The organism is Hymenobacter setariae, assembly GCF_007713685.1.
GTDB classification, from domain to species: Bacteria; Bacteroidota; Bacteroidia; order Cytophagales; family Hymenobacteraceae; genus Hymenobacter; species Hymenobacter setariae.
The window spans coordinates 844,950-867,370 of the sequence record NZ_VMRJ01000004.1; the positions used below are offsets into that span (position 1 = coordinate 844,950).

Genomic DNA, 22,421 nt, shown 5'->3' on the forward strand with positions numbered 1-22,421 from the left:
CAGTTATTTAGCGTTAGGAAGGCATTCAATTGCAAAATCACGAAATCCCCGTCGATGTATCGGCGGGGATTTTTACTGTGCCTTCCCTACTGGCGAGGTTTCGGGGTTTGCGTAGGGCATAAAAAAAGCCCCATACTGGACGGGGCTTCTTTTTAACGCTTTGGCGATGGGCCAGGTCCTGCCCTATATCCGCAGCCGCTAGGCTGCCAGGCTTAAAGCACCTGCATGCGCTTGATAGAGGTTAGAGAGCAGCGCCTGCGCCTGACGGGCCTGGTGCAGTTTGCGCTGTAAGTGACGACGCGTTGTCCGTACTTGCGGAGCGCTTACCTGGGAGGCGAGGTGGCTCAAGTGCTTTTTCAGCAACTGGATGTCGGCTTCCCAGTCCTGGATGAGTAAAGAAAATTCGTTCATAGTAAAGAGCGGTAAGGTAATGGAAGGTAGAAGTGCGAGGTGCGTAACGTCGCACCTACGGTTGAGCTTGGGTAACTGGATTGCGGATGCCGGCATCCGCTGAAAAAAATTTACAGCACTAGCCAACTGTGTTTGGACACAGAGGTAATTGCCAGTACTAACAAAAGCCCCGTGGTGAGCGGGGCTTTTGTTAGTACTGGCAAAGGGCCTGCTGCTTTAGAGCGGGCGGCGGGGCAAATCGACTGGGCAGTGCAGCAGCCAGTCGGAGGCGCTATCTACCTCGTCGAAAAGGCCAACCAGCGGCTGGGGCATATTGCGGACAACTCGCTCCATTGCCACAAGGTCGTCGTCGTCGAAAGAATGCACCCACGCAACGTACCTCACTCCATGAGCAGCCAAGCGCTCGAAATTATGCTGCACGACGGAGGGAATAGCCGCTTGCCAGTTCCCAATCAGTTGGGAGTGGTCGCTAATCATTTTTAGACAGGGGTACGCAGCCAGACTAGCGAAAATATGCTCGGCCGAAACGCGTACCGTCTCTTTGTCGTGCATACCTACCCACTGCACGTAGAGCCATTGATTGGACGTATCGTACGATATCGTCAGGCCGGGAGTAGCCAGTAGGCAGCGAAGATTTTCCATTCGGCGAATGTGTTTACCTCCTAACAAGTGAAGTACCAGAATGTCATAAGCAGCTTATGCGATGCAAAAATGAAGCGGCGCCTATAGGGGGGTGATTTGCTAAGGCGGTGGCCAGCAAAAAGCCCCGTCGTGAGCGGGGCTTTTCTTATGGTTAGGTGCGGGGCTGCAAGACGAAGGATTTCATCATTTGCAGAAGCATATCATCCGTGGCACTCAAGCCAGGTGCTTGCAGGTTGAGTTCCTCGGGAGTCAAGTAGCCAGCTAGTTGGGCAAATTGCTCCGTCGATACGGGGCGAAAGGCCATCGACCAGTCGGCGAAGCTGCGCTGGGCAATGGGCTTATCAGCAAATTTGAAGACTTGCCCGTGCCGCCCGTCTTGCAGCAGCTTGGCGTAGAGCATGGCTAGGGTTGCCTCGTCCCCTTCAATGATTTGCATAAACTGCCCGTCGCCGTAGACTAGGGCGCCGGTGATGTCTTGTCGGGCATTGGCCTCGCGCGCTTGGCGGAGTAGGTTTGCCAACTCCTCGTCGCTCATTGACCGGGTGGCCCGGCTCAAGTAGATAATGTGATGCATGCGGCGAAGATAAAGAGAGCCCCGTGGGGTGCGGGGCTTCTTACACATGAGGCTAGCTGCTAGGGTCGATAAAAACGAGCACTTACCGTAGTGCCCGCTAGGCGCGCCCAGTACCAGCCGGGTGCTAGCGTGGCCACCTCGAATGTACTGGCTGGCTCCGTCAGGTGCTGTTTTCTTACGCACCTACCCGTGGCATCATACACTTCCAGCTCTAGCCCAGCAGCCAGGGGGGGGCCGCTATAGCTGTAGTTTACCCGCTGCCCTACCACGGTAGGGTACACCGCAAAGGCAGCTTCATCCGAGGAAACCCGGGCGACGGTGCGCACGGTGGAGTAAGTACCAGTGCCGTCGAGGTCTACCTGGTGCAAGCGGTAGTAGAGGGGGGTAGCTCCTTGCGGGAGAGTGGCATCCAGTAAGCTGTAGCGGTGAGCTGTCGCACTTGTGCCCGCAGCCGCTAGGTGCCCTACTTGGGTAAAGCTTACGCCATCAGTACTGCGCTCTACGTCGAAATAGGCGCTATTGCGCTCGCTGGCAGTAGCCCAGGTGAGCTGCACGGCAGCTCCTTGCAGCTGGGCCGAGAAGTCTACGAGCGTTACCGGTAGCGGGGCCGCTGTGGTAGGCAAGGCCAAGCCCCGCAACAGCGCAGTGCTGGTACCAGTCGTGAGGGTAGGCGTCAGTAAGGTGCTAGTAGCATAGGGAGCAGTCAGGCTGATGGCAACTACCTTGGCGGCATTTCTGCGCCCATCGGCCGCCAGCAGGCGATTGCCCACCGCGTCTAGTACCAGTGGCCCGGCGGTATTCACAAACCCGCTGATAAGCTTTGTGTCGGCTGGGGCACTTAAGGGGCTACGCCGGAGCTCATCGAGGCTGGTCATAGCGTTGCCATCATCCACGGTGTAATAGAGATAGTTCGTAGTGTTGTCTACTACTAGGCCGCCAATGGTACTAGATGCAGCGCCGGGCACGGCTGCTACGGTTTGAAAAGTGCTGGTGGCGTAGGGCGCCGTGAGGTTGACAGCAGCAATCTTTAGAGCTTTGTTGCGGCGGTCGGCTACCAGCAGGCGATTGTTGGGCAGGTCGAGAGCCAACGCCCCGGGCGCGTTGACAAAGCCGCTGGCTAGCGTCGTTTCGGCGGCGGTACCTAAGGGGCTGCGCCGCAGTTGGTCGAGACTCGTGGTGGCGTTAGCGTCACTCACCAGGTAGTAGAGATAGCCGTTTATTCTGTCTACAGCCAGGCCGCCGAGCGAAGTAGCGGAAGCTCCGCTAATGGCGGCCGGGGTTAGGAACGTCGTGACAGCGTAGGGCGGGCTTAGGCTGACGGCGACAATTTTAGGTGCGTTGTTGCGCACGTCTGCGATAAAGACGCGGTTGCCAGCGGGGTCTAGGGCAATGGCGCCGGGGGCCGCAACGGTGTTGGTCGCGCTCGTGGTGAGCGGCGTTTCACCCACGGCCGTTAGCGGGTTCAGGCGCAGCTGGTCGAGAGTTGTAGCAGCGGACCCATCATTAAGCACGTAGTAGAACTGAGCCTTCCCAGTGCGCGGCAGCAGGCTGAGGAGCAGTCCGGCTAGCACGACCAGCCTGCGCAGCCCCTGCGTGTAGAGTAACGGTTGTTTCATAGCAAGTAGCAAAAGAGGTGAATAGGCCGGGTAATAACCCGGCCTGTCTTGCATTACGTCACGCACGCGGCCAGCTAGGGGCGTACAGGAAAAATTCCCGATACGCAAATCACATAGTTTATTTCGATGTAGGGGTCGAGCACAGACACGGGCTGATTGCCACCAGCTATGCCGATAGTGCCGAGGTTTGCTGTGCCGGTGGCAGTAGTGCCGTAGGACTGTACCGCTACGTTTTCGTCGGAGCTCGGTAGGGTGCCCGTAGCCACAGCTGGGAAGTTGCCAGCAGGGTCACTGCTGGTGGCCGTAGTGCTCACATTCAACCGGTGCGAGTGAGCCGGCAGTTGGTTACTGGTCAACGTAACCGTTTCCTGCCCACGAGGATACCCATCGGCATAACCATTATTACTACTGCTACCTCTAGGCACCCGGTTGCGCAGGTCGGGCAAAGCGAAATTATTAACACCGTTACCGCCGTATGAGGTACCAATCAATGCGAAGAGGGGAGAGAACTGATTGATTGGGAGCAGACGGCCATCGCAAGGCAAGTAGTTTTGAGGTGCGAAGCTGCCCGTAAACAGCATAATCTCGCCAATGTAATCCTGCGTGCCGTTCACTTGGCGTACCCCTTGTGGGGCTGCGGTGGCCTTGCCGGCCAGTAGCCCAAGGCCCAAGACGGCTCCTAGGCGCTTGAGCCAGCCGCGGCGGTCAGCATTAGTGGCTAAGTCAGCCTCTGGGGTAACTGGGGTAAAAGCGTGTTTCATAGTAAAAGAAAAAATGATGTAGGAATCCTCCCGTAAATGTAGGAGAATCGAAGCTACACAACAGATTCCCAACAGATAATCAACTATTTTTTTGCAGTCGTCGGGAGAAATAGGCTTTTGCTAGCAGCCCTAAAGAAAAAGCCCCGTGATGAGCGGGGCTTCTCCCCTACTGGCGGGGTGTTTGGGGTTTGCGTGGGGACTTGGGGTAATATAAATAGAAAAGCCCCGCAGTGAGCGAGGCTTTCTTATTTAGGCTTTGTAATAATGAGTTGCCTATTGCTTATTCAATAGTATCTACACCATTAATTCTAAAGCCAGAATATAGCAGCCACCGACTATGCGCATGGTCGGGGTGACCTTGAAGCAACTTAATATAATTCTATGCCGAGCCAAAGCATGTTTACTGTTATTTACGGTATAGGAAACCCTCTTGCACATCTGGTTCCGTTGGAGTACGATAGTAGGGTAATACTAGAACTCCTACAGGCTGACAGTAAGATTCTACAAACCGCTTAAGTAATCTTGATTCCTCAAGTACTTGCGCATCATTAGGAAGATGATTAATAAGGGACTCTGAAGAAAGAATAATCAATTTAGCCCGAGCGCGAGATGCTAATACATTGATGCGTCTTAAACTATATAGGAATTCATCTTCATTACTAATAAGGTCAGGGTCACCGATACCAAAAGAGGCTATAATTACTGCTCGCTCCTGTCCTTGGAACCGCTCGACAGTATCCACAGCAGAACGTATTTTATCTGGCTCATCCGCAGGAAAGATCTCTTGCAGTCGAGTGACTATACGACTCATTTGTGCTCGATGAGGTGTTACTATACCAACAGCCTTTTCCCAAAAATCAGTAGCAGGGTCAAAAAGCTCTGTACCCGGTGGTGTTTCAGAGCCATCTGGTCGGAGTTCATGCAAAAGCTGACGCTTGAGCCGACCACGCAAGAGACATACTAATGCTGCAACAGCATCAGCCTCAAAATCATTTGCTTGTCCAGATGTGTCGTCAGTATGTGTGTAGGCGGTAGCAGGAAAGTTAGGGTCAAGAAGTTTGGCCCACTCAGTAGACCAAAGTAATTGTGACGGCCAGTCGATAGGTTGCGTAGTGGGTAGCTCAGTTAAATCAAGGCAAAGGTTAGGATTATAGGCCTTTAATTCGGGGTCATACCCTGCGGTACGGGTGAACTCTACCAAAGTGGCGTTAGAACGATAGTTTTCGTTCAGCGGTAAGGGCCTTACCTGAGCTACATGGCGTACATACTCGAAAACTGAGCCCACATGACGCTCTAGACTCTTCGGTGCTTCAGCAGAGTGGATAGGTGGCAACTGTAGGTCATCACCAGCTAATACATAACTTCCTTCATCAGCAGCTTTAGATACTACTAACGTAGCAGAAGCCACATCCATTTGCGATGCTTCATCTACAATGATTAAGTCAAACCAGCGTCGTTGAGTACCTAGTATTCTCGCTGCTTGGTCTAAAGCAGTCCTTCTGTGCGTACCAATGGCCAAATTATGAATTTGATGTGGGATGCCGCCCACTACAGTAAGTCCAGTAGGGTTATCAAGTTGCTGCCATAATTGTTGGGTCTCAGCAGAGGCCTGAATTGTTTCTGGAACTATGGAGGTGATGTCCTCCGAATCAGCCGGTATTTCTTTAGTCCTACCCAATAGCCGGACGTAAGAGACAGGTACATTAGGCATAAGCTGCTTAACTAATTTGGGTAAGTCCAGCAGCACGTTATCCATCGCAGTATAACCATTAGCCGTTATCAAAATACGCAAGGGTATTCCCCTCTGATGAGCATCTAGTAATGCTCCTGCAATCAATGCACGTAGAGTCTGACTTTTACCAGTACCTGGTGGTCCCCAGATTAGAGATAGACGACAGGTTAATGCTTTAGTCCAAGCATGCCACTGTGAGATATTTAGGTTACGCTGTTGCTGCTGAAGTAATCTCTCTAGTAAAGGGCGAACGGCAGTTAACGGGCGAGGAACAGATGTATCACTTAATAACCGACCACTCCAAAGAAAAAGAGCAGCAGGAGTTAAAGGGCTGTATGTATCGCGGGGAGCAGCAGTTTGAAGACCTAACGCTAATCGTACAGTAGCGTTGTCTTGTTCAAAAGCTAGTTCTGGGTAGCCAATACCGACAAGAGTTAATTCTACTTTTTTGACTAAATAGTCTTTATCAATAGGGTCAAGCATGACCTCATGAGATAAGTCTATTAAACGTGCTTGCTCTACTGTATAACGACTTTTAGCCGCGCCACGAGCATTGTCATCCACGCGGGTCAAATAAGCCGAATCATTGGGGCGTAGCGCTATAAAACCTCGTTGTCGGTCAATTGCTTCAATAGTAACGGAAGTTAAACCTGACTCGGCGATAGTAGAGATACTCTGAGGATTGCCTATAGTATGTAAATTAAAATCAGGTTTGATTAATTGTACTGGATGCAATATCAAAAAATCAGGTCGATTACGAGGTGATAATGCAAACCCAATATCACCAGGTCTTAGGTTTACATCACGCGATTCAGAACCTAATGCATATACTAACAAAGCTGGGCTAGTCAAAATGCGCCCAGCAGTATGACTTAGTTGGGCTAATGCATCAGTACGCGGTTGTCCCTCAAGACGAATAGGTAAGTAAGCCGATTTAAAGCGAGCTTCGCGCTCGTGTGGCGGCATAGCTCTTACCGCAAAGGACTCTAAGTCATTTAACGCTCCATTAAGGCGAGTAAACTCGTAAAGCAATGAGCTAAAAGGAGGAAGCCCAGCCAACGCCCGAGGAAGGCGAATGCGTTCTGGTACGGTAGGAGCAGCCAGACGGCTAGGTAATAATTCGGGTTTGAGGTCTCGCTCTAGTTTTGTCACAATAGCTCCCATTGCCATCAATTTACGCTGAGTGGCTTCTTGAATTCCAGCTAGAGTTTGTTGCAATTGCCCCCTCCTTGTCCAAAGCTCATGAATACGTTCAGCAGGAATGAGATTGCTAAATGGGTCTTGATAGAGCGTGAAAACGTTAGGAGGAGTAAACTCGGGAGTATGGTATAGTTGAGCTACACCGAATATGGTGTAGTAATGTGCTAGATTAATAGCTACTGTATTTTGAACAACACGCCCGACTAAGGTAAATGGACTGCGGACCGAAGCATCGTCAGGATTGATAAGCAATTCAGGCGGTGGGAAAAGCCAAAGCAAATCGTGGAGTTGTTGGTCTGCTAGTACAGCGGCCAAATGACGGCCAGCCACACGCTGTAAATGACGGCGTTGTGCCTCATCCCAGAGGTAGATTTGGTAAGTTGAACGACGCCGATTAGAATTAGTATTATCGGCTTGCCTGACTGTAGCTATAATACCGCGTAAAGCTCGAAGGAATTTTAAAAACTCTTCCTTCTCCCTTATAAGGTCACGAGTGTCAACTATATAAACCTCAACTTCTCCTTGTTTCTCATTCCACCGCTTTACTTGCCTATCTTCTGGCGGTTCTACGCCATAAGGCACAGGTTCTACCCAAAATGCCCGAATACCAAATGAAACAGTAATAGCGCTCGCTAAGTCGTAATCAAGAAACACATATAGATGTAGGTCTGGCCAACGTGGCATAAGCGCGTCAGAGCCAGATTCCTCTATAATTTCCGAAGTGTTTTTAATTAGTGCTTCAGCACGTTTTGGGAACCGATACTGCTGAGCACGCAGTGAAGGTGTACGCTGAAAAGCCGCATGATCCGGTTTAAACTGAGCCAGTTGGCTTATGCTTGGGGCCCCTAACTGTTGGCGATTGCCTCTGCTAAGCCCTATAACACGAGAAGCATGTCCAATACGCTTAGCTTCAGGCCAACACCAAAGAACGTTATAATCAAGAGCCTGAACACCAGATAAAGGCCAGGGGTACCCAATAAACTCGCATCCGCTACAACGTTCATCTACATGCCAAGACAGTTCTTTCCAAGGCGTTATTAGAACATTAGGTAAAGTCGTAGTGAAGAAATAGCGGAGTCTAGGGACAAAAGCATCGAACGGTGCTAGCTCCAAGTCTTCCTCTAAAGCTTGCGCAAGTGCTTGTAGAGTAATAGGTATTCCGTGACGATTTAATTTACTGGTGGCTAACATAATAGCTGAAGCCTCATAGCTTCCTGGCCACACCGCAGAGGCTGCCACAACAACAAAGCGGTCACTTAATTCCTCTTGCTCTAACCATCCAGCTAATGTAAGAGCATAGTATACTACTTCAGCAAAGTAGTGGGCCCCAGGTTCAGCAGCGAGCTTAATATCTATTATGCGCAAACGAATACGTTCGTCGTCATCGGCCAGCGTAGTTAGTGAACCATCAGGATGAACTTGCTGACTGTATTCAAACCGTTCATCGGGGGCAGCATTAATTCGCGTGGGCAGGACTTGAATTAAGTCAGCATGATTATAACTAATGTTTAATACTTCTCCATGTTCATCCGCTAAAGTTTCTAATCCCATTCCTTTACGGAAAGGGGCATTATCTGCATTATATCGCGCCTCAACAATGAAATGGTAAGGTTGAACAGCTCCCTCGTCTATTAATTCTCGTAACTCTTGAGGTATAGCTTTATTTTGAGGACCACCTTTTTTCTGCTTTATACTATCGGGTCCGAATACATCAGCTAGTTCATCTATCTTTTCCTCCTGCCATTTATAACCAGCTTGCCCTGCTAATCCTACTCCGGAGCGCGCTTTTTGCGTCTCAGGCATACCGATAGGCACACGTTCCTCATCAGTTGGATATAAACTCAAGCGTAAGCGGCGCTTACACCCGCTTCTTATAAATGCAGAGATAACCTTTTTTTGTAAAGTTGGCATTATTAACGGCCCAATAAAGGATGGGGCGTTAAATCTACACCTACTGCGCGAAATCCAAGCTCTTGAGCTGCATAAAGTGATGTATTAGAGCCAGCAAACGGGTCGAGCACCCAACCAGGCCTAACACAAGTATTACAAGAGCAAGTCTCCCAACCTAAATGTTCTTTAGGAGCAAAGGTGTATTCACGGAAATAGCCACCAAGTGCCGCTTTAGCTTCTATGGCTAGCTTTTGAATATAGGCAGAATTACGTCCTGAACCTTTCTGGAGCTTTTTACCCATACCGGCATCAGAAATACCAACTGCTCGAATAGCAGCCAAATGTTCCTTAGTCAGGCCACTTTCTTGAAACAGTTCCATTGCGCGCCTTGCTTGTGGGCGCTTGTCGTCTAATATCTCTGATGGACCGACCAACCGCGTGAAGGGCTTGCCACAGGTCTCACAAACTTGTTCTGGGCATGCTAACAGTAGAATGCGCCTTACCAACTCAACTGGAAACGGCGCTACATGTCCACTTAGTCGGCGGCTTGGAGATACATGCCACACATCTCCAATTTCAGCTTTAGGGTTGTACTTAGTCAGAGCGAACCTATCGAAATAGTAGTTCAAGTCTGATTTTCTTTTACGAGGAGCAACAAGCTGCAAAACCGTTTCGTGACGACTAGCTAACCTCTTAGAAGATGACGTTGGTACACTACTTGGTTTGCTCCATATTACGCGGTGAGCAACATGCCAGCCACGCTTGCGCATAGCTATTTCAAACAAAATGGGCACACCTACTAAAAATCCTTTATAGTGGGTATCCGCAAGATTGATGAAGATAGAACCATGACTGGCCAGCCATTGCGCCCACCCTGCTACAGTGTCCGCTAGAGTTTCGACGAACTGCTCTGGAGTTTTCTCTTGACCTAACTGGTCAGGATGCTCATAATCCCTTCTCTGCCAATAAGGTGGTGAAGTTACAATAACATCGAAGCCTTGAGCCGGAAAGTAGTGCGACAATTTATCTAAATGCCGTGCATTTCCTTCTAAAACTTCTATGCTTTGCAGATGATGATGATTATTTATCTGATTATCAAGCATTTCTATGAATTAGGAAATGCAAGATAAGTAGAAAATTTATCTGATTCCCTAGCTTGATTATGTCTTTAAACATAATCGTCGAATACTTAACAAGATAGTATCCTCATCTTTTATGGAAGGGACTACCCTAATACTACCCCATAGAACTCTCTCTTCTCAGGTTAAGTGGATGTTCTAACAGGTTTCTTTTAAGAGGGTCTTTCCAGTCGCAGCAGTTCTTTCTTGTCAAGCACCTGCTCTAATAGCGCCCGCATATCCTCTAAAGTATCTTCAACTGTGCTTACTCGTTCAGATAGGCCTTCAGTAGGGTTGTGAGCACTAGATGTGATACGCCATTCAAAACGCCATACTTCTAATACATCGTCAAGGTCAAGCTGATAGTAAGGATGCTGCCGATTGTCTGACTTGCAACGCACATAGCCTTCGCCCATACGGAAGGTGAGTCGCTTTAGCTGTAGGCCTCGACTCTCACTTACAATCACGGCTACTTGGTCCTCGCGCAGGTCGTCCCATTCTGGCTTAGGCAGGAACCTACATAGCACGTAGTCACGCGCATAGAATGTCGGTTCCATGCTATCTCCTACTACTGGGAATACGGCATAGTTACCGTTCCTTAACAACCACCTTGGTAGTGATATAACACCATCTGGCTCGGGCCTTTCTTGGCTTAATCCGTCGCCTCTATAATTAGCCGCTGTGCGGATATTGTAGAGTGGAGCTGCTGTATTGTCACCTTCAGCAATAGCTATAATACGAGGTTCAGTACCAGCTTCGGCGGAATGTAAGGAAGAAGTATTTGGTGACCCATCAGATTTAAGCATTTCGCCTTCTCCTGACAACAACCACTCAACACGTAATTGCGGGTAAGCTGTGGCAATCTTAGCCAGCACATCGAAACTTGGTTTGTTCCTCCGCTTACCAAACATATCACCTACAACCCCAGACCGCACGCCAATACGACGTGCAAAATCTGCTTGATTGCCACTTTCGAGGCTATCAACTAGAAAATTTAGTCGCTGATATACAGAGCTTTCCTCTTCGGACACGTTTTTGCGGGTAAAATTAACACGCCGATACTTGTCGGCTAATCGTATTTGCGTGTAGTTTTGTCATCAACAACATCAACACACCAAAGTACGACAATGAAAAATAACCCTCCACCCCCCAGCATCCGAAAATTGATGCCCGAGGGCTTCCTAGGTACACTGGCCGACCGAACTGGCTGCACCTCGATGCCCGACCTCTCGCAAATCGTGCTCCGCGAGCGCAGCCGCTCCAAGTACTGGCCCGCCGTGCTCAAGCTGGCCGAGGAAACCAACCCCGAAGGCTACGCCCACTGGGCCGCCGCCAATCCCGACAAGCTGCCCGCCGTGGCGCAGACCGCCTAGGTCACCCTCACTCTTCTTTCTCACACACCTCCCCTACTCTTTCACCTCTAGCATGGATAAGTCACTGCTGCCCCCGCTGCCCTCCGCCCTCAAGGGCGAAAAACCCATCTGCCTAACCGACGGCTTCCGCGAGGGCGACCTGCTCCACTTAAAGGCCGAGGTAGCCGGCCGCCCCAAGGGCACGGTGCTGCCAGTACTAGGCTATTGCCTCTGCCTCGATGCCCAGGGCCAGGTACACGCTCTGCGGGCCTACGTGCCGCTCTGCCCCGGCTACGCCACTACCTACGCCGGCCGCGAAGCCGCCCGCTTCCCCGAGCCCAATCAGCGCGAGCGGTGGCTGGGCAGCATTCAGCTCTACTTCTCAGAGCTCGACCTTACCGACCACGCCCACGAGCTCGCCTTGGAGCGCCGCCGCGAGGGCCTCGTGATTGCCATGTACCCCGAGCGCCAGCAGCACCGGCTGGCCGCTTAGTATCTCCCCTTGTTTTCTGCCCTCTTCCTATGAAACGCACGCTCACCGGCACCCTGGAATTTGAAGACGGGGCTGTTAACCTGATTCTCTCCGAGCCCACCCAGCGGGCCATTGTGCAAGAGATAGCCGCTCGTCAGGAAGCGGCCCGCGTGGCGGCCGAAGTAGACCACGACCGCCTGGCCCGCACCTACCACCTAGGCGCCGAGCCTACCCCCGGCCGGGGCTACGACGACCGCCTGAAGATGCGCCTGGGCTGCGGCGACGACATGGCCCGCGAGCTCGTGAGCAGCGGGCGCATCGCTCACCAGTACCTGGGCAACCGCTACTCGGTCTGCGAGCAGGCCGTGCGCGACTTCTACGCCACGCTGCCCACCACTAGCCGGCTGCGACGCGCGGCCTAGGCAGCCCTAAACAAAACAGGTCGAAGCACTGCCCCGACCAGTTCCACCACAATAACAGGTCACATGAGAAACGCCTGTGGCGCAAAGCTACATCGGCGCCTTGAATTAAACTTCATCTAATATTCATTTCTGTATGAATTCTGTTGAAATTGCTTTGCCGCTTGCCTCTCCCCTAGCCAGTCTAGCCCAGCAAGTAGACCACTACTGCACCGAGAGCCCCGCCCCCGTAGCGGCCCCTGTAGCCCTGGACGGCACCATCTACCAGACCACCAACTACGACTTGTTTCACCTGCTGCCTGAGAATCGGAAAGTAGACCCCAGCCACGTGCGCAAGTTAGTGACCATGATTACCCAGAGCAACTTGCTCCACATCAAGCCCCTCGACGTAACGGCTACGATGGGCGTCATTGACGGGCAGCACCGGCTGGCGGCCGCCCGTGAACTGGGCCTACCGGTGTACTACAAGATTGGCCAGCAGCTGAGCGAGGCCGACATCACCACCCTGAACGTAGCCCAGAAGAACTGGCAGGGCACCGACTACCTGCACTTCTGGACGGTGAAGGGCCGCACCAACTACGTTGCCCTGACCAGGTTTCGGGAGCGTCACCCTACCCTGAGCTTCAGCAATGCCAAGATGATGCTGGGCGTATCGACCAAGAATAATGCCGCCGAGTTTCGGGCCGGTCAATGGCAGGCGGGCGAAGCCTACAAAGCCGAGCAGGTAGCCGAATTGATTGAGCGCATCGCCGCCGAGGTGCCCACCTTCAAGCAGCCCAACCACTCGGGCTTTGTGGCTGCCGTGTACCACTGCGTAATTAACGTCGAAGGCTTCGATGGCAAGGAGTTCATGCGCAAGATTCTACTGAACCCCCGCATCCTGGTACCCTGCGCCAGCCACAAGCAGTTCCTGCAAATGTTCGAGGAAATCTATAACTACCGGACTGCCGAGGCTAACCGGGTACGCTTTTCCTAATGACTGCGCGCCAACAACAAGATGCGCGCCACCGGGAGGCGGTGCGCGCTTATTACGAAACGGGCAACGAAGCGCTATTGGGGCCGATGCTCACCGAGCTGCGTCCCCGCCTAGTAGACTTCCTGCGGGATAAGGATGTGCGCCAACCTCAACGGATAGAGGACGCCGTACAAGAAGCCCTGCTAGCGGCTCTGACCGACCTACGGGCTCATAAATATGTCACTTCCGGCACAGTCGCTTCTTGGGCCATGACCATTTGCTGGCATCGCTTTGTCGATGCCCATCGCTACAAGAAAGCGCACATTACCCAGCCGGGGCCCGACGAAGACCCTTTCCTACTGCTCTCTACCACGCTAGCTACGCCCGCCGAGTCCTTACCCATCAACCAGGAGGAGGAAGCCCAGGCTGGAACCGTGGTAGCCGCCGTCACCCACGCTGTGCTAGGCCTTGACCCCAACGCCCGCGCCTGCGTGCTCATGCACTACTACCAAGGCTTGCCCGAGGCCACGGCCGCCGCTCACCTAGGTATTGCCCCGAGTCAGTTCAAAGCTCGCTTGCAGCGGGGTCTCACCAGCCTACGGGAATGGGGCACCCGCAACCGCCACCTAGCTCCTGCCACTGAGGTGTACGCCGCCCTGCTACGGGTCGATAGTGGCGACTTATTCCGCGAGCCTTTACGCCTGGCCTGCTAGGACGGGCTTCACTTCCACTCCTATGAACGGCTACACCCTCGCCAATCAATTCCGCAAGCTGCGCGCCAGCTTCCCGTTCTCTGCCTTAGAAGCTGACCTGTTCTATGAACTGGTGGGCCTCTGCAACGACCGGAACTGGCCTACCGAGTTCCAATACTCAAACCCGCTTCTCTGTGCGACCCTCGGGGTTTCGGAGAAATTGCTGATAAGTGCTCGCAACCGACTCAAGCAGGCAGGGCTATTGGAATTCACGTCAGGCCATAAGCGCAGCCCCACGGTGTACCGCTTCCTCGACCCTGACGCTAAAATACCCTTACCTCAGGTAAGTAAAAGTGGTAGTAAAAACGACAGTATAAGTGACAGGGAAAGTGGCAGTATAAGTGGCACCTCTATAAATAAGGAAAAAACTAAAAGGAAAACTAAATCCCCGGCTGGGGAGAGCGAGCAGTTTCCTTTTGCTGATTTCTGGCAGGCTTACGGCAAAAAGGAGGACAAGCACAAGTGCGAGCAGCGCTGGAACACCCTGACCCCTGCCGAGCGCCAAGCGGCCCTGGCCCACATCCCCGGCTATGTCGCCGCTACTCCCGAGAAGCGCTACCGCAAAAACCCGCTGACCTACCTCAACGGCAAGTGCTGGCAGGACGAGGAACTACCTACCACCCGCTCGGGCCAACCGCCCGCCCCAGTACCCGCCCCGGCCCTTTTGCCGGCCCCCGAACTCAACGAAGACTTTCTGGCCGAGCAGCAGGCCCGCGCCGCTGCCGAGCAGGAAGCCCACTTCGCCAAATACGCCGTGGCTGCCTAATCTCTCCCTCCATGCACCCCGCTAGCACCGATACCCCCAGCCGCTTCCCCGACGAGGTAGAGCTGACCAAACTGGCCGCCGAGCTAGAAAGCTGCCTCGGCCCGCTCGCTGAGTACTGCGACCACCAAGAGGCCGCTCCCATGCTGAGCGAAGCTGACCGCCAGCACCTCTACCAACTCACCGAGTTCATTTCTGCCGTGGGCCGCTATGACCAAGCTGCCGAGCGCCTGCTAGCAGCTTACCGCCATGCGTTGGAGCATGCCGAGCGCCCTACCCAGCCAGTACCGACGCTGGAGCAGGCCCTTCTCGCCCAGATGAGTCCGGCTGACCTGCTGGCGTACCGCGAAAAAGACCCCGTGTACCGCCTCGGCTACGCCCGTGGCTACCGCAAAGCCGAGCAGCAATACGAGCGTCTGACTAGCCTCTACGCCCAGTACGCCATCATCGTGCCCCCAGCCAGCTACACGCCCTCGCCCCTGATAGCCACGGTGCAACGGGTACTCGCCACGCGACTCATGACGGGGCAGCGCCTGCCGCTACCCGTACGCAAATCTTTGTTTTTCAACACACCCAGCGATACTACCCCACCCGTTACGCATGGCCCTAAGTGAGAAGTTTAACCGCAAGAAGGTAGACCCTACCGCGGCTGGCAAGGGCCAAGGGGGTATTCTACCCACCATTCCCGACGCCGAGAAAGCCCTCGTAACCCTGGACGAGGCCATCTGGGAGCAGATGCAGCAGGAGTACCACCACGGCCGTGAGAAAGGGCAAACCTGCCACAACAAGTACCTAGACCCTTACTTCAAGTGGATGCCCGGCTACACCAGCGTGATAACCGGCTGGCCTGGCCACGGTAAGAGCCAACTCTTCTTCGAGCTTTTGCTGCTACGCGCCGTGTTCACTGGCAAAAAGTCGGTTATCTGGCCTAGCGAGAACATGCCGGCCAAGCGGTTTTACCAAGGGCTCGTGCATACGCTCACCGGCCGCCCTACCGATAAGTCGCAGAAGAACTTCCTGAGCCTACCCGAATACAAGCGGGCGGCGGACTATGTGCGTGACCGCATCATCCTGCTCGACCCACCCGCGGGCATGCCCTACACCCCCGCCGACATGCTGGCCTACTTCGAAACGGCCATTGCCAAGTATGGGGGAGCACAGGACAAGGAAGGGATAGCCCACTGCATGCTCGACCCTTGGAACAAGGCCAACCACACGGCCAAGCAAAAGCTAGGTGGGGACGAGTCCTACCTGATTCACGCCCTCGGCCTCTGCACCAAGTGGAGCATGGATACCGGCCAATGCCTCGTACTCACGGCTCACCCGCGCCGGGCCAGCGAGGAAATGGGCTACGGCAAAAGCCGCCCGGTACCCACCGGTGGTATGATATCAGGCGGACAGACCTGGGAGAACATGGCGCACTACGTCGGGGCCATGCACCGCCCCTTCGACTACATCGAAGGCAACACGCAAGCCGCCTTTTTTGCCCTTAAATGCAAGGATGAGCGCGACGTAGCCAAGCGCGGGGAGATTGGATACAAGGCCGATGGGATACCCCCGATGGTGCCTATTAATTGGGACCCCATCAGCAACCGCTACCGCTGGGGCCATGAGCGCTGGAGCCCGCTCGATGATGAGAAGGTGGCTAGGCTCTACGCCGCTCCGCCAGCCGCTCCGGCCCCGCAACTCTTCACAGGAATCAGCACCCCGGCCCCGTCTACGACGCCTCCCCTGCGCACCAGCACTCCTACCGAGTTTGACGCTGCTACCGAAGCAGCCGACTACACCGGTAAGGGCCGCATCATCACTCTCAACTAATGAGCTACCCCCACCTCTCCCCCGAAACAATCACCGAGTGCAGCCGGGCCGCTTATGCCTATAGTCATGACTGCTACTGCATCATCTACTGGGCCTGTGCCGACTACCTGCCCCGCTCGCAGTACCACGGTTTAGCTACTAAGTGGCTTTGTGCGTCTGTCTTCCGCGCTGGCAGCCTAGAGCAGGGCGACCGCTATGTAGTAGGTGTGAGTGCAGAGACCGGCCCCGAGCTGCTGCGCTACCTGCGTACCGCCTTAGAAGACCTCTCTAGCGGTGAGCGACCTGACCCCTCCCTACTAGCCACTGACTACGCCCAACGAATGCTCAGCACGGCCCTCAGCCACCCAATGCTTACCAGCTACCAACTACTCCGCATCCTCCATAGCCTATTGCCTCGGCTACCTCGCCACGAGGCCCAGACACTGACCACTCAGCTACAGCAGGCTATTGACCAGCGTAGCCGCGAGGCATACATCCCACCTCAAGGGAATGGTTGGATTGCTTTAGCCCCACAGACTACCGAACCGCTTCCATTGCCTTCTGCCTATTAGGTATATGAGCCCCTACGATGACCCCGCAGTGTCGGCTGGTGAAATAGCCGACTACCTCAACCAGTTGCGCCTGGCTGCTCCAAGCTGTGACCTCGATAGTACCTCCAGTATGGATACGACCCTCTCAATAGAAAGCCTGCCACAGACATACTCTTCCAGTAGCCATTCCTCATAGCTACTGGGCGCTAGGGCTGTCCCCTCTGTCCAAGCTAGGGCAGCGGTTACTAATCGACGGCGGTTTTCCTCATTTGGCATGCACAAAAGACACACTCAAATCCCGCACTCAAGTAGGTAGAAAACACCATTTGCAATGAGTAAAACCCTTATTTCATAATGCTACACACCACCTCCCGAGTCGATGCCGCCCAGCCCACGAGGGAGCTAACAGAGTATCAGGCCCGGCAGACGCATAACTGGATTTATAACCAGTCCATGACAAAGCTCAGCAATAACTTAAAGGCAATTACTAAAGCAAACAATGCTAGCCCGAGCGCTACGACCTGCAAGAAGGTCCCAATAGCTTTTACTGACCGCCATCCGCTCTGCCCTAGTGTGCTTCCCAGATAAAAAAGCCCCACGCTAATCCCGCCCATAAATAACAGCGCGACTACTAGTACCGCAGTAGCCCAAGCATCCGATACTAACAAGCTCAATAGCATAACCCAAAACTACGCATGAGCCCCTACGAAGACCCCGCTGTGTCGGCTAGCGAAATAGCCGACTACCTCGACCAGTTGCGCCTTGAACCTATCCCACCACCTCAACCAGCTACTTCTTCTTAACAAGCAGGTAAATCACACCTACTACCACTATAAAGTAGAAAATCCCTTTGATGGCTGCGCCGATAAGCATAACCCAGGTATCCATAATGTGCTCTACCTCACCCGCATGGGCCAAACTTGGGAGTCCAAGTAGCAGCAGTAGCAGCCTCACACTTACACGGTCTTTCATCCTGCTAAACTAATGCTGCGCACTGCCTCCCGAGTCGATAAAAACCAGCCCGCAATTGTCAATCAGTTGCGGGCTATTGGCCTTTCACAAAGACCAGGGTAGAAACTGAACCTTGGAATTCAACAAAGGTGCTCTTTAAGGAATAGCCCTGCTGATATAGTCCCGCAATAATTTCTTGATAAGCAGCGGCTGCTTCATCTTGCGCTTTGTCGGAATTGGACGCGTTTTTAATCATCTTTTCTTCCGTCTTCCCGCCGCTGTAGGCCAGTACTACGCGTGTTTTACCTAGTCCGCCCATTCTCACACTCATCACAATTACGTCTGGCCCACCCGTCTGCGCCATCACTGGCTGCGAAGTCAATGCCACTAGGCACGCCCCTAAGAATAAGAGTTTTTTCATAGTCGCTAATATACCCCAACCCCAGCCCCCACCGCCTCACCTAGGCCGTAGAGTTGACTGGTCTAGAAATACTAGTATCGTAATGAGTAGTGAAAGCACCCAACCGCTTGCCAGCGTGATAAATAATGTTCTCAACCAAGAAGGCATTGGTACTTCCCAGGCAAACGCCAGCCGATAGCCTACCCACAAGAGCATGGCTGTGGGAGTCAGAAGGATGAGCGGCATTAGTAAAAAGTACACGAAATACATAACTCAAAGCTAATGCTACGCACTGCCTCCAGATTCGCTGCCAACCAGCCCGCAATTGTCAAGCAGTTGCAGGCTATTGGCCCTTGACAAAGACGAGCGTACTCAAATAGCCTTGGTTGCCTCCATAAGTACCCTTCAGCATATATCCCTCTTGGTAAAGCTTGGCCAGCGCTTTCTGTGTAAGTACCGCAGATGCGCCTTCTTCGCGCAATTCTTTGGTCTTGTAAGTCAACACCTCTGGTTTACCGGCTGCACGCGCAATAGTAATGCTCAGGATTGCTTCCCCCTCCCAGATTTTCACTATTACTACCTCTGGCCCACCGGTCTGCGCCAGTACCGGCTGCGAGGCCAATGCCACCAGGCATGCCCCCAAGATTAAGAGTTTTTTCATGGCCACTAATATACCCCCAGCCCCCGAGCCCCCACCCCGCTACCACGCCCGCCAAGCCCTAGGTAGCGATAGCCTCTATCCTCATAAGGTCACCGCCCGCCTCGCCGTGATGAGCTTAGCCCAGTGGCAACGCGTCGAAGCCTTCCTTAAGCAGGAGGGCTTCAAGCCATACTAAGCCCAGCTATTCCATTCCTTATTTTAGGAACGAAACTATTTGCATAATCAGTTATTAGTTTGTATTTTAGCTACACATATAAACTTACTTATGCTACCCGTCTACAACCCTATCGAGCACGTCCCCGCCCCGCCTCCCATGCCCACCCTCACGGTTACGCCAAAGGGGGTACTCTACTTACATGCCAGCATCAAGGAAGCCCTCGGCCTACGGGATGGCTTACCCATCAACCTCGTACCGCCCGTCTTCAACAGCTATTACTGGCACCTGGACCTGCGCCCCACCGCCAAGCACCGCATCGTATGGTACGACACCACCCGCATGCGGGCCCGCGGCATCATTCTCCCCCCAGGCTTAGTGCACGAGTCGCTCACCCTGCACCTGCACACGCTCACCCCCGAGTACCCGAACTACTATCCCCTACTTCCCGCCAATGCCTTCGCTTCCCAAAGCCCAGCGCCGTCCCTGGCAGCCTGAGCCAGTTAAGCGAACGTACCAGCAGCACGCCGCCCGCTCGCCTGAGTATGGTACAGCCCGGTGGCAACAAGCTCGCGCTACCCAGCTAGCGAAGTGTCCCTGCTGCGAGGAGTGCACCAAGCGCGGCCGCACTACCCCCGCTACTGTAGCTGACCACATTACGCCCGTGCGCCTAGGCGGTGACTTCTGGGAGCCTAACAACCATCAGTCCTTGTGTCGGCCCTGCCACCAGGCTAAAAGTGCCTCAGAACGTACGCAACAGCCCCAGGGGGGATAGGGGGTCGAAATCCTATCGGGCCTTCTTTCCTAGACCGTAGCCCTTCCCCACAAACACACGCGTGCAAAACTGAACCCCAAAAGTTTGGGAGTCTTTTACATTAAATAAACACTATATTATGGCAGGCGGCCGGCCCCCAAAACCAACCTCTCAGAAGAAACTCGGTGGCACCTTGCAGCCTTGCCGCACCAATCCTAATGAGCCTCAGCCCGAGGTATATCTGCCCGTGCCGCCCAACTGGCTGAGCGAGCGGGCCAAGGAGTACTGGGCCGAGATTGGCGCGGTGCTGCTGGCTATGAAGCTCAGTACAGTCGCTGACGGCCCGGCCTTGCAGTTGCTCACGGAGGCGTTGGCCGAGTGGGCTGAAGCTCGCGAGTTTGTACAGCGCGAAGGCTTCACTTACTCAACCTTCACCAAGCAAGGCGATGAGATGCACCGGCCCTACCCGCAGGTAGCTATCGCTTCTGATGCGTGGCGCCGGTCGATGACCATGCTCACGCAGTTCGGCCTGACGCCGGCTAGCCGTAGCAAGGTGAGTGCCCTAGGTGGCGATGAGGAGAAGAACCCATTCGCCGAAATGATGGATGACTTGAAATCCTAACTCACCCTATCCATGCAAGAAGTACCTCTCATCGCCTCTTGGCACCAGTACGCCCACAACGTAGTAGCTGCCGGCCGCACCGAAGCCAATATCCAGGAGCGCCTACGCCCTATCGTACTCAAAATACGGCAGCTCAAAAAAGAGCCAGATACGGAAGCACAGGTCACCGCGCTCGAGCGCAAAGCTGAGCCCTTACGCGCCCAGCTTCGTGCGTTGCCCGTGCGCGTCGGCCGCTACGCGCTACTAGCCTGCGAACGCCACCTGCGCGACCTGGAAGATGGAGAAAGCCGCGGACTGTTTTTCAATGAAAAGGTAGCTGCTGCGGCCGTGCGCTTTTACTCTTTTCTGACCCACAACAAGGGCCGCTGGGCGGGCAAGCCACTCACGCTAGAGCCCTGGCAGCAGTTCATTATTGCCAGCCTCTTCGGTTGGAAGCGGGCGGACGGCACGCGCCGCTTCCGCGAAAGCTACGTGGAAGTAGCCCGTAAGAATGGCAAGAGCACCCTCAGCTCTGGCGTAGGCCTGCAACTGCTGGTAGCTGACGGAGAAGCCGGCGCCGAAATCTATACGGCTGCCACCAAGAAAGAGCAGGCCAAGATTGTCTTTGACGACGCGAAGAACATGGCGGCTAAAAGCGCCGCTTTGAAGATGATTCGCGCGCACCGAAACTCCATCTTCGTACCCAGCACCATGTCGAAGATGCAGCCGATGTCGGCCGATGCTAAAACCGAAGACGGCCTAAACCCGCACGGCATCATTATCGACGAGTACCACGCCCACCCCAACGATGAGTTATACGGCGTACTAAAATCAGCCACCGGTGCTCGCTCACAGCCGCTACTTAACATCATCACGACCGCAGGCTTTAACCGGCTCGGGCCCTGTGCTCAACTGCGCAAGGCCTGCGTCGGCATCCTGGAGCAACTCCACGATGATGACGCCTACTTCACCGTCATTTTCAGCCTTGATGAGCATGATGAATGGGGGGATGAAACCTGCTGGCAAAAGGCAAATCCTAACCTAGGGGTGTCCGTAGGCTTGGACTATCTACGCGAGCAGTACCGCGCGGCGGAGCGCATGCCCAGCTTGCAGGTAAACTTCAAAACCAAGCATCTCAATCTCTGGACTGATGCCAGCGAAGTCTGGCTGCCGCATGAGCTGTGGATGCAGGGCGCGCAGGGCACTCCTGCTGAATTACTAGTGTGTCGCAAGGCATGGGGCGGGCTGGACTTAGCTAGTGTGCGCGACATCACAGCACTCGTTTTCCTCTTTCCGGATGAGGCCGATGGCTTCGATGTGCTGCCTTTCTTTTGGGTGCCCGAGGATAGCATCGACGAGCGCACTAAGAAAGATGGTGTGCCCTACCGCCAGTGGGTAGATGAGGGCTACATCATCGCCACGCCCGGCAACGTGACCGATTATAACTTCATCAAGGCCCAAGTACTAGAGTTCTGCGAAATGTATCAGGTGCAGATGATAGAGTTCGACCGCTACAATTCCTCACAGCTCGTCATCGACCTGACCGAGGAAGGCGTACCGATGCAGCCCTTTGGCCAAGGCTTTTTATCAATGTCAGCTCCCACAAAAGAACTTGAAAAGCTGGTGCTAGAGGGCAAAATTCACCATTATGGCAACCCCGTGCTAGCTTGGATGTGCGGTAATGTCGAGATTAAGCGCGACCCGGCCGGCAACATCAAAATCGATAAGGGTAAGAGCAAAGAGAAGGTCGATGGCATGGTGGCCTTGGCCATGGCCCTAGGGGGCTACATGAGTGGCGAAGGCCCCGAAACCAGCATCTACGAAGAGCGCGGCCTGCTGAGCTTTTAGGCCCTGCCCCGCTTTGCCCCGCCCAAGATTGCACCCCGCCTAGGCAG

The 22,421-nt window shown here is 53.9% G+C and carries 25 protein-coding genes; 15 read left to right on the forward strand and 10 right to left on the reverse strand.

Annotation, left to right across the window (positions count from 1 at the left end):
- Window positions 1-198 precede the first annotated feature (198 nt).
- The 8 genes from FNT36_RS18350 to FNT36_RS18385 form a co-directional block, all read right to left on the reverse strand.
- A complete protein-coding gene (locus FNT36_RS18350; RefSeq protein ID WP_144850633.1) occupies window positions 199-411 on the reverse strand; it encodes a hypothetical protein in 213 nt (70 codons plus the stop codon).
- A gap of 216 nt (window positions 412-627) precedes the next feature.
- Window positions 628-1,053, reverse strand: a complete 426-nt coding sequence (locus FNT36_RS18355) for a hypothetical protein (RefSeq protein WP_144850635.1) — start codon at window positions 1,051-1,053, stop codon at window positions 628-630.
- 151 nt (window positions 1,054-1,204) lie between these two features.
- The gene (locus FNT36_RS18360) at window positions 1,205-1,627 is read right to left on the reverse strand and encodes a BLUF domain-containing protein (protein WP_233636037.1); all 423 of its coding nucleotides are present in this window, start codon (window positions 1,625-1,627) and stop codon (window positions 1,205-1,207) included.
- Between the two features lie 59 nt (window positions 1,628-1,686).
- Window positions 1,687-3,243 (reverse strand): NHL repeat-containing protein, encoded by a 1,557-nt coding sequence (locus FNT36_RS25610; RefSeq protein WP_233636038.1) that lies wholly within the window; start codon window positions 3,241-3,243, stop codon window positions 1,687-1,689.
- A gap of 74 nt (window positions 3,244-3,317) precedes the next feature.
- The gene (locus FNT36_RS18370) at window positions 3,318-4,004 is read right to left on the reverse strand and encodes a phage tail protein (RefSeq protein WP_144850639.1); all 687 of its coding nucleotides are present in this window, start codon (window positions 4,002-4,004) and stop codon (window positions 3,318-3,320) included.
- A gap of 406 nt (window positions 4,005-4,410) precedes the next feature.
- The gene (locus FNT36_RS18375; RefSeq protein ID WP_144850641.1) at window positions 4,411-8,847 is read right to left on the reverse strand and encodes a DEAD/DEAH box helicase; all 4,437 of its coding nucleotides are present in this window, start codon (window positions 8,845-8,847) and stop codon (window positions 4,411-4,413) included.
- Between the two features lie 2 nt (window positions 8,848-8,849).
- Window positions 8,850-9,929, reverse strand: a complete 1,080-nt coding sequence (locus FNT36_RS18380) for a DNA-methyltransferase (RefSeq protein ID WP_144850643.1) — start codon at window positions 9,927-9,929, stop codon at window positions 8,850-8,852.
- Window positions 9,930-10,117: 188 nt separating this feature from the next.
- Window positions 10,118-10,975: a S24 family peptidase gene (locus FNT36_RS18385; RefSeq protein WP_144850645.1), complete on the reverse strand. Its 858-nt coding sequence runs from the start codon at window positions 10,973-10,975 to the stop codon at window positions 10,118-10,120.
- A 96-nt stretch (window positions 10,976-11,071) separates the two neighbouring features.
- Here FNT36_RS18385 and FNT36_RS18390 point away from each other — a divergent pair, with 96 nt between their 5' ends.
- The 10 genes from FNT36_RS18390 (at window position 11,072) to FNT36_RS25615 (ending at window position 17,941) form a co-directional block, all read left to right on the forward strand.
- Entirely contained in the window at window positions 11,072-11,317 is a 246-nt protein-coding gene (locus tag FNT36_RS18390) for a hypothetical protein (protein ID WP_144850647.1), read from the forward strand.
- A gap of 52 nt (window positions 11,318-11,369) precedes the next feature.
- Window positions 11,370-11,789 carry a hypothetical protein gene (locus FNT36_RS18395; protein WP_144850649.1) on the forward strand — a complete coding sequence of 140 codons (420 nt, stop codon included), beginning with the start codon at window positions 11,370-11,372 and terminating at the stop codon, window positions 11,787-11,789.
- Between the two features lie 29 nt (window positions 11,790-11,818).
- Entirely contained in the window at window positions 11,819-12,190 is a 372-nt protein-coding gene (locus FNT36_RS18400; RefSeq protein ID WP_144850651.1) for a hypothetical protein, read from the forward strand.
- Between the two features lie 133 nt (window positions 12,191-12,323).
- Window positions 12,324-13,163, forward strand: a complete 840-nt coding sequence (locus tag FNT36_RS18405) for a ParB N-terminal domain-containing protein (RefSeq protein ID WP_144850654.1) — start codon at window positions 12,324-12,326, stop codon at window positions 13,161-13,163.
- Window positions 13,163-13,855 (forward strand): RNA polymerase sigma factor, encoded by a 693-nt coding sequence (locus FNT36_RS18410; RefSeq protein ID WP_144850656.1) that lies wholly within the window; start codon window positions 13,163-13,165, stop codon window positions 13,853-13,855. The genes FNT36_RS18405 and FNT36_RS18410 overlap by 1 nt, the downstream gene beginning before the upstream one ends.
- 22 nt (window positions 13,856-13,877) lie before the next feature.
- Window positions 13,878-14,660 carry a hypothetical protein gene (locus FNT36_RS18415; protein ID WP_144850658.1) on the forward strand — a complete coding sequence of 261 codons (783 nt, stop codon included), beginning with the start codon at window positions 13,878-13,880 and terminating at the stop codon, window positions 14,658-14,660.
- Window positions 14,661-14,671: 11 nt separating this feature from the next.
- The gene (locus FNT36_RS18420; protein ID WP_144850660.1) at window positions 14,672-15,271 is read left to right on the forward strand and encodes a hypothetical protein; all 600 of its coding nucleotides are present in this window, start codon (window positions 14,672-14,674) and stop codon (window positions 15,269-15,271) included.
- On the forward strand, window positions 15,258-16,475 hold the full coding sequence (locus tag FNT36_RS18425; protein ID WP_144850662.1) for a hypothetical protein: 1,218 nt from the start codon (window positions 15,258-15,260) through the stop codon (window positions 16,473-16,475). The genes FNT36_RS18420 and FNT36_RS18425 overlap by 14 nt, the downstream gene beginning before the upstream one ends.
- Window positions 16,475-17,026, forward strand: a complete 552-nt coding sequence (locus FNT36_RS18430) for a hypothetical protein (protein ID WP_144850664.1) — start codon at window positions 16,475-16,477, stop codon at window positions 17,024-17,026. Before FNT36_RS18425 ends, FNT36_RS18430 begins: the two co-directional genes overlap by 1 nt.
- Before the next feature lie 741 nt (window positions 17,027-17,767).
- On the forward strand, window positions 17,768-17,941 hold the full coding sequence (locus tag FNT36_RS25615; protein WP_233636039.1) for a hypothetical protein: 174 nt from the start codon (window positions 17,768-17,770) through the stop codon (window positions 17,939-17,941).
- A 109-nt stretch (window positions 17,942-18,050) separates the two neighbouring features.
- Here FNT36_RS25615 and FNT36_RS18435 read toward each other — a convergent pair whose 3' ends face one another.
- Window positions 18,051-18,377, reverse strand: coding sequence for a hypothetical protein (locus FNT36_RS18435; RefSeq protein ID WP_144850666.1), 327 nt, complete (start codon window positions 18,375-18,377; stop codon window positions 18,051-18,053).
- Window positions 18,378-18,699: 322 nt separating this feature from the next.
- Entirely contained in the window at window positions 18,700-19,017 is a 318-nt protein-coding gene (locus FNT36_RS18440) for a hypothetical protein (RefSeq protein ID WP_144850667.1), read from the reverse strand.
- Here FNT36_RS18440 and FNT36_RS25620 point away from each other — a divergent pair.
- The 5 genes from FNT36_RS25620 (at window position 19,016) to FNT36_RS18460 (ending at window position 22,374) form a co-directional block, all read left to right on the forward strand.
- Window positions 19,016-19,192, forward strand: coding sequence for a hypothetical protein (locus FNT36_RS25620; RefSeq protein ID WP_233636040.1), 177 nt, complete (start codon window positions 19,016-19,018; stop codon window positions 19,190-19,192). The genes FNT36_RS18440 and FNT36_RS25620 overlap by 2 nt on opposite strands.
- Before the next feature lie 90 nt (window positions 19,193-19,282).
- The gene (locus tag FNT36_RS18445) at window positions 19,283-19,669 is read left to right on the forward strand and encodes a hypothetical protein (RefSeq protein WP_144850669.1); all 387 of its coding nucleotides are present in this window, start codon (window positions 19,283-19,285) and stop codon (window positions 19,667-19,669) included.
- The gene (locus FNT36_RS18450; protein ID WP_144850671.1) at window positions 19,626-19,946 is read left to right on the forward strand and encodes an HNH endonuclease; all 321 of its coding nucleotides are present in this window, start codon (window positions 19,626-19,628) and stop codon (window positions 19,944-19,946) included. The genes FNT36_RS18445 and FNT36_RS18450 overlap by 44 nt, the downstream gene beginning before the upstream one ends.
- Before the next feature lie 118 nt (window positions 19,947-20,064).
- On the forward strand, window positions 20,065-20,547 hold the full coding sequence (locus FNT36_RS18455) for a phage terminase small subunit P27 family (RefSeq protein WP_144850673.1): 483 nt from the start codon (window positions 20,065-20,067) through the stop codon (window positions 20,545-20,547).
- A gap of 12 nt (window positions 20,548-20,559) precedes the next feature.
- Window positions 20,560-22,374, forward strand: a complete 1,815-nt coding sequence (locus FNT36_RS18460; RefSeq protein ID WP_144850675.1) for a terminase large subunit — start codon at window positions 20,560-20,562, stop codon at window positions 22,372-22,374.
- Window positions 22,375-22,421 lie beyond the last annotated feature (47 nt).